This window comes from Pseudomonas sp. NFACC13-1, from assembly GCF_900104425.1.
GTDB lineage: Bacteria > Pseudomonadota > Gammaproteobacteria > Pseudomonadales > Pseudomonadaceae > Aquipseudomonas > Aquipseudomonas fluorescens_AA.
The window spans coordinates 26,837-40,650 of sequence record NZ_FMXV01000001.1; the positions used below are offsets into that span (position 1 = coordinate 26,837).

The window sequence follows — 13,814 nt, forward strand, 5'->3', positions numbered from 1 at the left end:
GAGTAGTACCCGCATGAACAAGTCTGCACACGTCATTATCATGGGTGGTGGTCCTGCTGGCAGCATCGCAGCGTTGACCTTGCAAAAACTCGGGCACCAGGTGACGGTGTTCGAAAAAGAGAAGTTCCCGCGCTACCGCGTAGGCGAGTCTTTCTTGCCGGGCACGTTGTCGATCCTGCACCGCCTCGGGCTGAGTGAAAAGATTGCGCAGGCCGGCTACGTGCTCAAGCCTTCCGCCACCTTCCTGTGGGGCAAGACCGAAGCGCCGTGGACCTTCTCGTTCAGCACGCCCAAGACCGAAGACTGGGTGTTCGACCACGCCATTCAGGTTCTGCGCTCGGACTTTGACCAGATGCTGCTCGACACCTGCCGCGAGCGCGGTGTGCGCGTGTTCGAGGAGGCAGCCGTCATCGATGTGGATACCGAGCAGGCCGACAACGTCAGCGTAACGGTACGGCACAAGGACGAGACCAGCGACTTCACGGCCGATTACCTGATCGACGCTTCAGGCAGCAATAGCCCGCTGGTGCGCAAGCTGGATCTGCGTGAGTACGACGAGTTCTACAAGAGCGTGGCCTTGTGGTCGTACTTCAAGACCCCGGACCCGTTCAAGAACGACCTCAATGGCACCACTTTCTCGATCACCTTCGAAGATGGCTGGATCTGGATGATCCCGCTCAAGGACGGTATCTACAGCGTGGGTACCATTGTCGACCAGAGCAAGCTGGCCGATATCAAGGCCATGGGGCTCAATGCTTTCTATGACAAGACCCTGGCCAAGAGCGAGCGAGCCCTGTCGATCCTCAACGGTGTGGAGCGTTGCGAGGATGTGAAGCTGGTGCGTGACTGGTCCTACGAAACCAAATACTTCTCCCGCAACCGCTTTTTCCTGTGTGGCGATTCGGCCTGCTTCACCGACCCATTGTTCTCCCAGGGGGTGCACCTGGCCTCGCAGTCGGCGGTCAGCGCGGCCAGCAGCATTGACTACCTGATGCAGCATCCGGAGCAGAACGAAAAGGTCCACGCCTGGTACAACCGCAGCTACAGCGAGACCTACAACCAGTACCACGAGTTTCTGGCGTCCTTCTACACGTTCGCCTCGTTCACTGAACCGGAATCCGAGTTCTGGACCAAGCGTCGCATCAGCGAGTCGGCCGACGAACGTCTGAAGCGCAAGGAGTGGTTCGAGCAATTGGTCAACGGGGAAAAACAGAACCGCCCGCAGATTGGCGACTTCAAGGACCGCGCCTCCACCATGATTGCCATCGGCCGGCACCAGCGCAATGAGTTGACCGACGAGTTCATGGATGCTGAGCTTAACCCGGCTCGCGTGCGTTGGATCTCCGACTTGACCAAACAGTTGAACCGCATCGCCAGCTTCAACTGGTTGGGCGACCGGGTCGAGACCGCCGACTATTTCAAGATCGAGCCCCTGAGTTTCAAGTTGAGCCTCAAGCGGATCCTGTCCAACGGGGCCGGCAAGGACATGACCAAGTACACCGTGAGCGAAGCCCTGGTGCAGCTGTTCAAGGACCTCTACGAACAGAAATTCGGCTACAAGGAGTTGATGGTGCGCCTCAACGAAGTGGGGGAGGTGAACTCCTCGCAGTTCGTTATCCGGCTGATGGAGGCCGGTTTGCTCGATGGTTTCGACAAGCATGGGCAACGAGTGCTGGTGCAGGATCGCCTGCGCTTCGATGGGGTAGGGGTCGAATATGAAGTATGACGAGGGGTTCAGTTGGCTTTTCCTGGCGGGCGTCGGCAATTCCGGCGATACCCACTGGCAGCGGCATTGGAATACCGAGCATCCCGATTCATTGTGGCTGGAGCACCGTGACTGGGATAACCCGGACTGCGAGGAGTGGGTCGCGGATTTGCAGGCGCTGTTGTCCGGGCAGCAGCGACCGGTGGTCGTGGTCGCCCATAGCCTGGGGTGCCTGTTGCTGCTGGAGTGGGCGGCGCGACATCGCTCGGACCTGATGCGCGGCGCGTTTCTGGTCGCGGTACCGGACCCCAATGGCAAGCAGTTTCCGGAGCAGGCCCGCGGCTTCCGACCGGCCGACCAACTGAGCGTCGACTTTCCGGTCACGGTGATCACCAGCCAGAACGATCCCTACGGAGACCTGGATTACGTGCAGCGCAGCGCCCGCCAGTTGGGTTGCGGCTGCACCAACCTGGGCGAGCTGGGCCACATCAACGGGAAATCGCAGTTGGGGTACTGGGATCAGGGCTACAACCTCTTGCAATCCTTTGCCCGGTCACTGAATCACTGAGTGACGATTGCACACAGGCTGCCCATGGCGGCCTGTATTTCTTTAAGCCATCAGGACGATGCTATGTCAGCTAATGCCGTGTCTGTGCTGCCGGGCGATGAGCTTGGAGCCGCATTATCGCCATCGGTTCGAGGGGTTGCGCAGGGGCAGTGCCACCGGATCCCGGTGCATGCGCGATTTGAAGGGCACAGTGTGCCGGCCACGTTGGCGGTCCGGGACGAGGCGCATTGCGTGCTTGAAGTGCCGGCCGGTCTCTACAGCGCCAACCCCGAGCCTTTCACCGTGGCGCTGTGTTTCCAGCAGTGCCTGCATCGGCCGCAAGTGCCGGTAAACATGCAGGGCCGCTGGTCAGGCAATGACCGGGCCTGCCTGGAGCTGGTGAGCTGCGGTTCCAGGCCGGCGTACCTGAATGAGCGCGATCGCACCGACGCGTCACTCAGGGCGGCGGCGCGAAGTCCCACACTGTTCAATCGTCGCCTGACCGTACAACTGCATTACCTCAGCCCGCTCAACGGTGCGTTCGAGGTACTGGACCGAGATGTAGTGATCGTGCCGGGCATGGATCTGGAACTGCAGTTCAACTGTCCGTGGAGTGGCCTGGCCATGGTGCGTGTGCAGGTCCTGGGGCGTTTCGAGGACCAGGGCCGCTTCCTCTGTCATTTCCGGGTGCTGGACAAACCCTCGAGCACCGCCGTGGCGTTGATGCTGCTGTGCCAGCGTCGGCACTTCTCCTTCGACAGCCTGCCCGTGGCGCTACGCAAGAGTCCGGCCATCGGTCGCCTGACCCATGTCGCGATTATCGAAGGGACCGGCGCCATGGACGATTTGCTGACGTGCCGCCTGGCTGCCAACCGCCACTACGGTCGGCTGGAGGACGTGCAGGATCCGCGAGTCTTGTGGGATGAATGGGACCCTTACGCCATCCAGGTCTGCGCGCGGCTGGGCAACAAATGTGTGGGGGCGGGACGTGTCGTCGTCAACAGCGGCTATCGTGAGCGCTGCGAGATCGAGATGTCGACGCCCTTGCCTCAATGGTTGTGGGCGGCGGGCTTTGTCGAGATGTCCCGGGTCGCCATTTTGCCCGAGTACGCCGGGCATCACGTGATGCTGGCGCTGCTGCGCGAACTGGGCAGGATTACCCTGCATTTGCAGAGCCGGTACATCGTGCTGGACGCCATCGATCTCCTGGTGCCGATCTACACCCGTCTAGGAGCGCAATGCCTGCCGATCAGCAAAAAACACCCCTACAGCGGTGAAACCGTGCGCGTGATGTATTTCGACGTTGGCCGTCTTTTGAGCCATCTCGACTGGCATTTGCCCCAGTGGCTGTTTGTCTTCGGTCCTACCATCGGGCACAGCGTGCATCGCCAGCACATCACCCAGCTGGCCGCTCAATTCCGGGTGTCGGCCACGGGGATACGGGTCAAGCGGGGGATCGCGCGTGCGCTCAAGAAACTCATGGGTTAATCCTTCGGTCGTGAGGCTTGTCAGCTCCACCGCATCGGCCACCCTGTACGCCGGTTGGGTGGCATTCTGCGCCCGTCAGTTACCCTGGATGGCCATGGCGCAATCGGCGTTGGCGCAGTGGCTGCTCAGTTTCGCGGCTACTTTCGCGTTCTCCGCATTTATCAGCCGCCGGATCGGCAGCAGCCCGCACCAGGCCGTTGCGGTGCGAGTGGCCGGTTGGGCAATGTTGATCTACGCGGCTGTGCTGCTGAGCGTGCACATGATGATCGGCACGCCGGATCCGGTGCTGACCCTGCTCCCGGTATTGGGCCTGGCGGGAGCCTATGCTTTGTTCTATGCCCGGTTGCAGGTCCGTCACAATGCCCGTGAACAATCTGCATGAGCGCGTTGCAGTTGGTTGTCTTCCCGGTCCATGCACAGGCTGATGCCGCGTGGCATGCCGTGCTGGATGCACAGCAGATGCGACACGCCGCGACCTTGGGCGAGCGTCAGCGAGTTCGTTACCTCAACGCACGCATTGCCCTGCGCCTGACGGTGGCCGGGCTTGAGCAGTGCGATCCGCAACGGGTGGTGATCGAACAGCAGGCATCGGGGCAATTGCGTCTTTGTACCCACCCCCGACTATTCGCCAGTGTGACCTATGCACAACGTCTGGGCCTGCTGGTCGTGGGGTCGTCCCGTTTGGGCCTTGATTACGAGGACGGTGCCGCCCCGGTCTTCTGGCGCAGTGCTGTACGTCGATACTTTTGCGAGAGTGAGCGTCGCTGGCTCCAGAGTCGCGATGAGGGTACGCGGGAAGCCGACTTTGTATGGTTGTGGACCCGGCGCGAGAGTCTGCTCAAATACCGGGGGAGTGGGATACGCGGTGATACGCGATGCTTATGTTGCCCCGAAGATGCCGCCCCTTCCCAGCGTAGTTTCAACCTGGCCGGAGGGGTCGGCACACTCACCGGCGAGGTGCTTACAGCCGATCTGTTGCCTTCATGGTTGGGCCTGTGCGGAGAGTGGTCGCCAGAACTCGATTTCAGCTGGCACCCGGCGCCTGGCCGGATGCCTTGCTGTGTCAGATCTGAATGAGCTGCATCGACAGGGCCTGGACGACGGCAGCGCTACGCGTCGTCACGCTGAACTTTCGACGGATATTCTTGAAGTGATAGTCCACGTTGGCTTCCGAACAGCAGCAGATATTCGAGATCTCCCAACTGGTCTTGCCAAAGGCACTCCAGCGCAGTATTTCCTTTTCACGCCGGGTCAGCTTGACCAAGTTAACGGGCGCTGGCGGAACCATCAGGGCCAGGGCGGCTTGCAGGGCTGCGTCCCTGAGTATCGATAGCGTACCCATGTGGTGTCTGATCATCGATTGCGCCCGATCGGCGTCGCGTGCCTGGAGATTGAGGCCCAAAGTCCCGAACTGGCCCTGCGGGCCGTGCAGGGCGAAGGTGACGCCATGTTCCAGGCCGTGCGCCACGGCCAGCGCTCGCAGGCTGTGTTGTTGCGGTGAGCTGTACAGTCGCTCGGTCCAGACGATGGGCGTGACATTATGCATGCAGTGCAACATGACCGGGTCGATCCTGACGTAGCCTGCCTGTTCGTAGGCCTCATGCCAGGCTTGTGGGTAATCGCCAATGACCAGCTCGCTGCGCTCCCGTGCGTTTCTGTCTGGTCTGAGGCGCAGTTCATAGCGGCCAAAGCCCAATTGCAGAACCGGTTCTTTCAAGCGATCGAACAGATCGCTGCTGGTCGAGATGCCGGGGCCGTCCAGAAGAAACTCAAGCGCTTGCGATAACATCATTCATTTCCTTTTCAATGATTGCCGGCTCAGCTCGCAGGATGCGATCAACGGTTCATCAGCCAGATCGAAGCCGCGACCAACAGACCCCCAAGGCATTGCCAAGCGGAGAGTTGGATATCCAGTACGGCCCAGGACAGCAGCACCGCGAACATTGGCGCCAGGAACAGCCAGCCACTGGTGCTGGTAGCGTCTGCCTGTTTCAGCGCGACGAACCACAGCCCGAACGAGCCGGTCGAGGCCGGTATGGCCAGCCAGGCAAACCAGCCCCACTGTTGGATCGAAAGGTGATCGGGCCAGTGTTCGCCGGCCAGGAGGGCGCAGGCGAGTGCCCCCAGGGCGCCGATGAACAGTTGCCAGAAACTCAAGGTCCACGTGCCGACCGCCACCGGGTTGCGCTTGATGATCAGTGTCGCGGTGGCCCAACTGACGGCGGCGCCCAAGCCCAGCGTCACGCCGATCCAGGCGCCAGGCTGTGGGTCTTTTGCAAAGTCAGCGCCAATGGCCAGCGCGACGCCGATCAAGCCTGTAACCAAGCCCAACAGACGGTTGGCCTTGAGCGGCTGCGCGAAGAACAGTCGGTTGCCTACCGCGACCCACACGGGGTTGGTGAAAAGCAGGATCGCGGCCGTGGAGGCCGAGACGGTGCGCATTGCCAGGAACAGCAGGCTCATCACGGCCGTGGTCTGGGTAAGGCCGATGATGGCGATCACCAGCACCTGCCGGGCGTCCAAGTGGCGTGGGAGCAGGTTGGCACGCCAGGAACCACCTTGCATGAATACCAACGGCAAGGTTGCCAGCGCGGCCAGGAAGAATCGCCAGCCCACCAGCATCAAGGGATCGACTCCCTGCTCGAGCAATAGCTTGCCCGACACGAAACTTGAGCCCATCAGAAATGTGGACGCCAGGATCGTGACAGCGAAACCCAGTCGGCTATGGAGGCCCGTCGCCTCGCCAGCCACTGACAGTGCCATCAGCGGATCTCGATCCGCAGCGGCTGGACCCGGCTCGGTAACAGGGGGGCGATGCGCCATTGGCCCAAGCGTTTGATGGTTTCCTGTGGCGCCGGCGCCAAGGCAAGCTGCAGCACCCCGGTCCCGTCGATCAGCGCTTTGCCGGCGCTCAACCTGAGGGTCTGGCTCTGCTCCAGGAGCATGTCGCGACCTTCCCAGCTCACCCAATGACTGCCGCTCAGGGCGTGAGCGATGATGTCCTGGCGCAAGTGCAACGACATCAGCTCGGTCGGGCGAAGATAGATGTAGACCCAGTCCGGCTCGCCGTCGGATGACCCCTGGGAATTGGCACTGAAAGAGACCGTTAACGTACGCACCTTGGTCTTCCTTCTGAAAAAGTCATTGGAAAATACATCTGCGCTTACATTAAATGGCTGATTTCGGTAAAAACATCAGTAATTTCTTGAAGTAATTGTTAGCGGGGCTTACATGATGGTGATCCCTCCCCTCAGTTGTCTGCGCAGTTTCGAAGCTGTCAGCCGCTTGTCCAGTGTCACCCTGGCGGCGACGGAGCTGCACGTCACTCATTCGGCGGTCAGCCAGCAGCTCAAGGTGCTGGAAGAGATGCTGGGCGTGACACTGTTCGTGCGCGAGGGACGTACCTTGCGCATCACTGAAGACGGTCGGTTGTACTCGTTGCAGGTGCGTGAGTCGTTGAAGAACATCGCCGATGCGACTCGCCAGGTTAAAGCGCAGCCCAAGGCTTCGGAGCTGGTGGTGGCGGTCATGCCTTCCTTCGGCTTCTCCTGGCTGCTGCCGCGCATCGGTCGATTCCAGGCGCGTTACCCGCATATCACGGTGCGTCTGCAGGCCAGTCTCACCGTGACCAATCTGGCGCAGGAGGCGGTGGACGTCAGCGTGCGCATGGGGCGGGGCGACTGGGAACTGGTGGAAAAACAGCTGTTGTTTCACGACGAAATGATCGTTGTCGCTTCCCCGGGCTTCAATGGCGGACAGCTACCGCATACGCCGGCGCAGATCGTCGCGAGCCCGATCATTTTCACCATGGACTCCTGGCAGCCCTGGTGCGAGGCGGCGGGGCTGGACACCGAGGTCACGCGCAAGGGGCTGTGCAGCAACGATTCGAACCTGGTGCTGGAGGCCGTGCGACTCAAGCAGGGTATCGCGCTGGTGCGTCGCAGCCTGGTGCATGACGCCATCGGGCGTGGTGAACTGGTGCAGTTGAGCGAGCATGCGGTGCCGTATGCCTATCCGTATTGGCTGCTGCTGCCAGACCGCGAGCGCGTCGAGGCCAAGCGGCAGCAGTTTGCCGAATGGCTGGGTGAGGAGGTCGAGTCGTATCTGCGAGAGCTCAGCCAGGCACGTCGACTGCCGGCCTGCTGAGCGGCCTTTTTTTGGCATAAAAAAACGGCCTATCTTTCGATAGGCCGTTTTTAGTACTTGGTGGTACACAGTCATTTGAACTGATCTATTAAGATCTTGTATTTAAAGGGTTTATTAGCGTATTTTTAAATTAGGCATACATGTAGGCATACACGCTGCCGGTTTCTGCCTGCTGATATCGTGGGATCCCCGCTAGGTAAAGCGCCAGCAGATGGTCGGTGGTAGGCTCCGATGAAGGCGGATATTTACTTCTTTGTCCGACCTTCTGCCGCCAGTGAGGCCAGAGCGAGGGTAATGAATCCTGAATTCTCATCCAGGGTGTCCAGTGCCCCTCTGATGTTTTGTGCCACCTCTGAAGATCCTCGTTGCTCAACTCAGTTCGACAGCTCCTCAATAGCAGCCGCCAATGCCAGCTGGTTTTCATTTATGCGCTTTAGCAATGATGCGAGTAGCGAGACATCGTCCATGAGCGTTCTCCAGGGGCCAGGGTCATAGAAATTGCTTCGTAAGAGACGGCCCACTTGTGTCTATTTGTCGAGGGTTTCGGGAGTGCAGCGAGGGATATACGATGCGGCAGCAGCATTTGCTTATTGCGCTCGATACTACGTCCAACGCTGAAAGGAAACGGATTCTGGTTGAAAAAGTTGAAATTGCGTTGTCTTTCCATCGCCTTCATATTGGGACTTGAGCTGTCCAAAAGTGGGTATTGATGACATGGACCAACCAGACCGAATGGAACCGTATAGCGAAGACGCCAGCAAATGCAGGGATGGTTCCGGGGAATTCAGTTGTATGGTGGCTTTCGAGAAAGGATGAGCTTCACCGAAATCGTAAATTGGCAAACGGGCTGCAGCCACCACTGCCATCGCGAATTGTTCAGACGCGACTCTTACAGGGCCCTCACGCTGTACGCAGACGGATCGCAAAAAAGTCGCCAGATCTCGTGAGACTAGCAAAAGGAACAATACAATCTCCCAAGCCAGGCTCGTTAGAGAAAATAGCTTTTTTGATCTGTGAAAAGTCGAGCTTGGGCCGACAACGCCGTCGGCGACACCTTCGATGAAAAAGCCATGCAATGCTCCCACATGCGCTTCGTCCTTGAACTCAAGCGTTGCTAGACGAATCCGTGATTGTTGATGCTTGATGGCGTTAGCTGCGGAAGCTACAAAGTGTTTGTGTTGCTTCACTGCCTTATCGAGTGCCTTATATGCCTGGTTTTTATCACGAATGCTGGTGTGCTTGAAAAATCCACTGCAGATCGATTTCACATCATCAACGTGCTCTGCTGCTGCGTACAGGGAAAGCTCGACGTAATCGATGATTTCCAGCAGCACATCACGAGTATCGCCTTCAGGATCCCCAGTGTTCGGCATATTGAAATACGTTTCTACCCTCCGACACAGCCGAATCAATTTGTCAGATACTCGAGAAATCGAAATGTTGTAGATCCCAAGAGGGAGCCGTAACCCTTCCTGCTCATGGTGGCACCCCTCATCCGACATGGCGGTGAGAATTGGATGGGCTTCCAGAGCTGAGACGGCACCGGTGATGTCAATGGGAAACCGAGGTTTATTCAAAATAGGTCATACCCTGATGAAACAAGGTGGGTGGTAAGAGTAACCGTTATGTCACATCGGTTAGCTCTGAAGCATAGCTTGTGCCAGCTAAATCGGTGCGGGGCCCCTGAGGGTTTTCCCTTTGTACGGGGTCGGAAACCCGCGGGATCTAGGTAGCGACAGAGATTGCAGCTTACTGAAATTTCAACGTTGAAATTGAAAGGATCCTGACGAAAAAAGGGGGTCGTCACCGCAACGGTAAAGGTGAGCGGTTGTGTTGTTGATAGCGAACGGTTGAACCCGGTCAACCATGTCAACCTGTCAACCGACGTAGAAAACTCAGTCGCTAACAAGATGCTGCGGGTTCTTTGCCCCGTATTCCTCAGGATGCCTAGGGTCCCGGCAAATATCCAATAGCCTTGAGCAACCGCTCTGGTGAACCGTTGCTCGACGGGTGATCTGTTCACCAATTTGGACATCCCTACACTCGCGGTCCTGCGGATCTCCGACCCCAGCCCTCTCGGTATCGTCAAGGCTCCTGGCAGTTGCGATGATCGATGACCCTCCTCAAGAACACACAGAACTTCGCCCGCTGACGGCATTCCATGCTAGGGGATAGGGGAGGCCGCTAAAGCGGTGTTACGGAGGTTACGCATGTAACAGGCGTCTCTAAGCTTATGTTTTTAAATGGTTTATTTCTCGTTACATCACGCGGGTTACGAAGGCGTATCGAGTGTTACAGAAGCTCTTAGTGTTACGCTTCGAGAGAAGTGTTCGATTGGCGATATCGTTAAAGCGGGGCGGCGTGATGAACTCACCTCTTCGATTAAAAACGGCCCTCCTTAATGGCTCGCTGTGAAGGTCTAACTGCTCGGAGGGCAACCGATTAGGAGGGCGCGGGTGTGATTACTCTGCTCTGAGTGGTAGCTATCAAATCTGCATGCGATACTGGTGCTATCAATGTAATGGCCCCGTGAGCTGTCGAAAACCTTGCCTTCATTCTACACAAGGACTAGTGATGGAAATTCAAAGCGTACAAATATCTGGCTATAGGAACTATCACAAGGCCACAATAAAATTTAACAAGAGCACCTTGATAATCGGAGGGAATGATAGTGGCAAAACTAATTTAATTAGCGCAATTAGACTGCTCCTTGATAAAACTTTGCCTGAGCTTGAGTTGGAGCCTCTTCCGTCCGACTTTCATTTTGACGAAAATGGCAAACAAGCCAACAAAATTTGCATTGACATTTTTTTTACAGGAATTGTGGAGGATGCGGTCCTTTCCGTACTAAAAGGGAACGTTAGTGATGAGGGGGAATGTCTGCTGCGTTATGTTGCAGATAAGGCGGATCTAAGCTATGCGTTATATTGTGGGAGTTCGGCGGATTTACTAAATGAAGTTAACAGTAGGTTTTATTTAAAGTACCTTAATTTGCGGTATGTTAAGTCTAAGCGTGATCTAGATCGGTTTATTGCGCTTGAGAAAAAGCAGCTTTTAAAAATATCACAAGAGGAGTTGGAGGCTGGTGATGCAGTAGAAGATCGAAAACAATTAAAGCTGATTGAGCGTGACTTAAATAAATTAAATGAAAAGGTTCGTAGTTTAAATTATGTGAAGTATGCCACGGCTGCGGTTAACGAGGAATTATTAAAGCTTTCTTATGATCTTTCTTCTTATACTGTTCATTTGGACTCGGGAGCAATCGAAACGCAGCAGTTTATCGATAATCTCAAGCTTGGAGCTGCCACTTCTGGCTCTAAGGTATCTCTTGGCGGAGATGGACGAAATAATCAAATTTTGCTTGCTCTTTGGAAGGCAAAAAGTGAGAGAGAGTTTGATCCTGACAGTGAGGTAGTATTTTACTGTGTTGAAGAGCCTGAAGCGCACTTGCACCCCCACCAACAACGCAAGCTTGCCGATTACCTGATTAACGAATTACCTGGGCAGGTACTGATTACAACGCACTCGCCTCAAATAGCTGCTCGATTCTCACCAGAGTCTATTGTGAATATTAAAGTGAAAAAGGGGAGAAGTGTTGCAGCTAGTGGAGGATGTTCAAAATGCGTTAGCGCAGCATGGGAGGACTTTGGGTACCGCATGAGTATTTTGCCGGCAGAAGCCTTTTTTGCAAAAAGCGTTCTGCTCGTCGAAGGTCCATCGGAGCAATTGTTTTACCATAAGCTGGCAACAGCACTTGATCTTGATCTTGATTTTTTTAATATCTCAATCCTGTCAGTGGATGGCATAAGTTTCAAAGTGTACGCCAAGATCTTGGATGCTATGGAGATACCATGGACGGTTAGAACGGATAATGACGTCTCTGATATTAAAGTGAACAAAGTGCCTCAACGGCGTTTGGATGGTTTAAATAGATCGTTGCGGTTGGCTGGCAAACCCAGTTTGCCTCACATGAAGGCCGGCACATCTCAACGTGACCTTATTACCTCAGGACTGTGGGCTAACATTAGTAAAATTACTAATGCCAAGGGTGTGTTCATTTCAAAGATTGATCTAGAAAATGATCTGGCTGATGAGATGCCCAGCGAAATTAAGGCGTATGCGAAAAAGAAAACAGTAGCCGAAGCTGTGAGTTTTTTACAGGCTAAAAAAGCTATCAGAATGCGAGCATATCTCAAGGAGTACTCTTCGGCTTTGAAAAATATTGGCGAAGGCGATTTAGCTCGTCCATTGCTGTATTGCGTAGCTGAAGCAATGGATGCCTGACCATGAAGCTAACAGATGAGCAACTGGCGGCAATTGAGTTTACAGGTAACTTGGTAATTACCGCCTGCCCAGGTAGCGGTAAAACAACCGTCATGGCTGAGAAAATCCGGAATGAGTTGGACGGACTAAAGCGATACCAAGGAGTCCTAGCAATCACCTTTACGCGCAAGGCAAGTAAAGAATTGGAGCAGCGTTGTAAACAGGGGGGGAAAGATGTTGCGGCAAGTTTTTTTGGAACAATTGACGCTTTCTGCCTTTCCGAAATTATATTCCCATTTGCAAGTCATGTGTTTCCTGTATCGTTGCCTAACCTGGAGCCCAAATTCAAGGGAGATCTTAGCTCTGAAGAACAGAAACTGATTGAATCAGTTGCCGAGGTTGAAGGAAGGCTGTGTCCCGGCAACTTTGAATCCTACCTTCCTGCATTTGAGCAGCTTTTGGGGATGGGGTGTCTGTTTTTTGAATCAATCTCCTATCTAGCGAATTATATCTTGAACTCGTCTGAGGCCTGCCGGCGGTATATTAGAGCGCGATATGCAACTGTCTATATTGACGAATATCAAGACTCTTCTGCTATACAACACGAGTTGTTTGTTTCATTGCTAGAGTGTGGGCTTCAAGGCGTATGTGTTGGTGATGTACAGCAGTCAATTTATGGCTGGCGCGACGGTAGTCCTAAATTTATACGCGAGCTTATTGCGTCGCCTAATTTTAATCATATGACGGTTAGTAAGAATCATCGTTGTCATCCATCTGTATCTAATTATGCCAACAGACTATATGACCCGACTTGTGCTTTGCTGGAAGCTGACGAGATAACTATCTATCGATGCGAAGTAGAGGGCGATGAATTCGAGGCTGCATCAAAACTAAACATTATCATACCGCAACTGGTTAAAAAATTCGCGGTGATTAACTACTCCAAAGTGGCAGTGCTCGCCAGAAGTAATAAAGGGCTGAAGCGGCTTCGTGAAAAGCTCACGTTGCCATGCATGATTTATTCTGATGATGCACTAGCTCTTATTGAGTCAAAAAACTCTCTGCTTTGGCGTGCATTGTTGTCGTATCGCTTTGATATGACACAGCGGGCGAACGACTTGATCGTCGCTTATGCATTGAACTTAGAAGGCAGTCGGGATCGACTAAAAAAGCTTCGATTAATGGTGCGTCGCATCCGAGAAGTGCCGCCTGAGGATCTTGTGCTAAACCTTCTTCAAGCAGCTAAAAGCTTCTACGGGAGTGATGGTAGTGAAGCTGAAAAAGCTGCATTGGCACATGTCATTGGGGACCCAGAGCTTTTATCTCAGTATCACCCTTCTGGAGATCATCAGATTCAATGCATGACTCTTCATAAATCTAAAGGACTGGAGTTTGACGTAGTTATTCACCTGGATCTGGTAGAGTGGAGCCTGCCCTATCAAGAGCTTATAGGGAATCCCAAGGAAGTCTATTATCCTGATATAGAACAGGACCTGAATCTTCATTATGTAGGTATTACACGTGCGAAGCTGGCCTGCGTGTTAATCTCAACAAGTTTACGGATCAACGCAAAGGGTTTTGCATCAGTCGCCAAACAGTCGTGTTTTTTGAGATTGCCAGGATTGGAAAATCTTTATAAAGTCGTCAAAAGATGATTTTCTTCTA

12 protein-coding genes and 1 pseudogene are annotated in these 13,814 nt (G+C 54.7%); 8 read left to right on the top strand and 5 right to left on the bottom strand.

All coding sequences use genetic code 11. From position 1 onward, the window contains the following. Nucleotides 1-13 precede the first annotated feature (13 nt). The 5 genes from cmlS (at nt 14) to BLQ55_RS00145 (ending at nt 4,817) form a co-directional block, all read left to right on the top strand. Nucleotides 14-1,726 carry a chloramphenicol-biosynthetic FADH2-dependent halogenase CmlS gene (gene cmlS / locus BLQ55_RS00125; protein ID WP_092202407.1) on the top strand — a complete coding sequence of 571 codons (1,713 nt, stop codon included), beginning with the start codon at nt 14-16 and terminating at the stop codon, nt 1,724-1,726. Continuing rightward, entirely contained in the window at nt 1,716-2,273 is a 558-nt protein-coding gene (locus tag BLQ55_RS00130; protein WP_092202409.1) for an RBBP9/YdeN family alpha/beta hydrolase, read from the top strand. The genes cmlS and BLQ55_RS00130 overlap by 11 nt, the downstream gene beginning before the upstream one ends. Nucleotides 2,274-2,465: 192 nt before the next feature. Beyond that, nucleotides 2,466-3,740, top strand: a complete 1,275-nt coding sequence (locus BLQ55_RS00135) for a GNAT family N-acetyltransferase (protein WP_092251732.1) — start codon at nt 2,466-2,468, stop codon at nt 3,738-3,740. Between the two features lie 10 nt (nt 3,741-3,750). After that, nucleotides 3,751-4,122 carry a hypothetical protein gene (locus BLQ55_RS00140; protein WP_143011678.1) on the top strand — a complete coding sequence of 124 codons (372 nt, stop codon included), beginning with the start codon at nt 3,751-3,753 and terminating at the stop codon, nt 4,120-4,122. Continuing rightward, nucleotides 4,119-4,817, top strand: a complete 699-nt coding sequence (locus BLQ55_RS00145; protein ID WP_092251736.1) for a 4'-phosphopantetheinyl transferase family protein — start codon at nt 4,119-4,121, stop codon at nt 4,815-4,817. Before BLQ55_RS00140 ends, BLQ55_RS00145 begins: the two co-directional genes overlap by 4 nt. Here BLQ55_RS00145 and BLQ55_RS00150 read toward each other — a convergent pair. Genes BLQ55_RS00150 through BLQ55_RS00160 form a run of 3 tightly spaced genes read right to left on the bottom strand, consistent with a single transcriptional unit; the run spans nt 4,804 to nt 6,859 of the window. Next, nucleotides 4,804-5,532 (bottom strand): helix-turn-helix transcriptional regulator, encoded by a 729-nt coding sequence (locus BLQ55_RS00150; protein WP_092251738.1) that lies wholly within the window; start codon nt 5,530-5,532, stop codon nt 4,804-4,806. The two genes, BLQ55_RS00145 and BLQ55_RS00150, sit on opposite strands and share 14 nt — an antisense overlap. 44 nt (nt 5,533-5,576) lie before the next feature. Continuing rightward, nucleotides 5,577-6,503 carry a DMT family transporter gene (locus BLQ55_RS00155; protein ID WP_092251740.1) on the bottom strand — a complete coding sequence of 309 codons (927 nt, stop codon included), beginning with the start codon at nt 6,501-6,503 and terminating at the stop codon, nt 5,577-5,579. Beyond that, the gene (locus BLQ55_RS00160; RefSeq protein WP_092202421.1) at nt 6,503-6,859 is read right to left on the bottom strand and encodes a hypothetical protein; all 357 of its coding nucleotides are present in this window, start codon (nt 6,857-6,859) and stop codon (nt 6,503-6,505) included. Before BLQ55_RS00160 ends, BLQ55_RS00155 begins: the two co-directional genes overlap by 1 nt. A gap of 112 nt (nt 6,860-6,971) precedes the next feature. Here BLQ55_RS00160 and BLQ55_RS00165 point away from each other — a divergent pair, with 112 nt between their 5' ends. Then, nucleotides 6,972-7,886 carry a LysR substrate-binding domain-containing protein gene (locus tag BLQ55_RS00165; protein WP_092202423.1) on the top strand — a complete coding sequence of 305 codons (915 nt, stop codon included), beginning with the start codon at nt 6,972-6,974 and terminating at the stop codon, nt 7,884-7,886. Nucleotides 7,887-8,131: 245 nt separating this feature from the next. On the opposite strand, the pseudogene BLQ55_RS00170 reads toward BLQ55_RS00165, so the two are convergent. Both BLQ55_RS00170 and BLQ55_RS00175 read right to left on the bottom strand, forming a co-directional pair. Then, nucleotides 8,132-8,353: pseudogene (locus BLQ55_RS00170) on the bottom strand (hypothetical protein). A gap of 135 nt (nt 8,354-8,488) precedes the next feature. Continuing rightward, on the bottom strand, nt 8,489-9,463 hold the full coding sequence (locus BLQ55_RS00175; RefSeq protein ID WP_143011679.1) for a hypothetical protein: 975 nt from the start codon (nt 9,461-9,463) through the stop codon (nt 8,489-8,491). A gap of 997 nt (nt 9,464-10,460) precedes the next feature. Here BLQ55_RS00175 and BLQ55_RS00180 point away from each other — a divergent pair. Further along, nucleotides 10,461-12,170, top strand: coding sequence for an ATP-dependent nuclease (locus BLQ55_RS00180; protein WP_092251744.1), 1,710 nt, complete (start codon nt 10,461-10,463; stop codon nt 12,168-12,170). Between the two features lie 2 nt (nt 12,171-12,172). Then, nucleotides 12,173-13,804, top strand: a complete 1,632-nt coding sequence (locus BLQ55_RS00185; RefSeq protein ID WP_092251746.1) for a UvrD-helicase domain-containing protein — start codon at nt 12,173-12,175, stop codon at nt 13,802-13,804. Nucleotides 13,805-13,814: the final 10 nt, after the last annotated feature.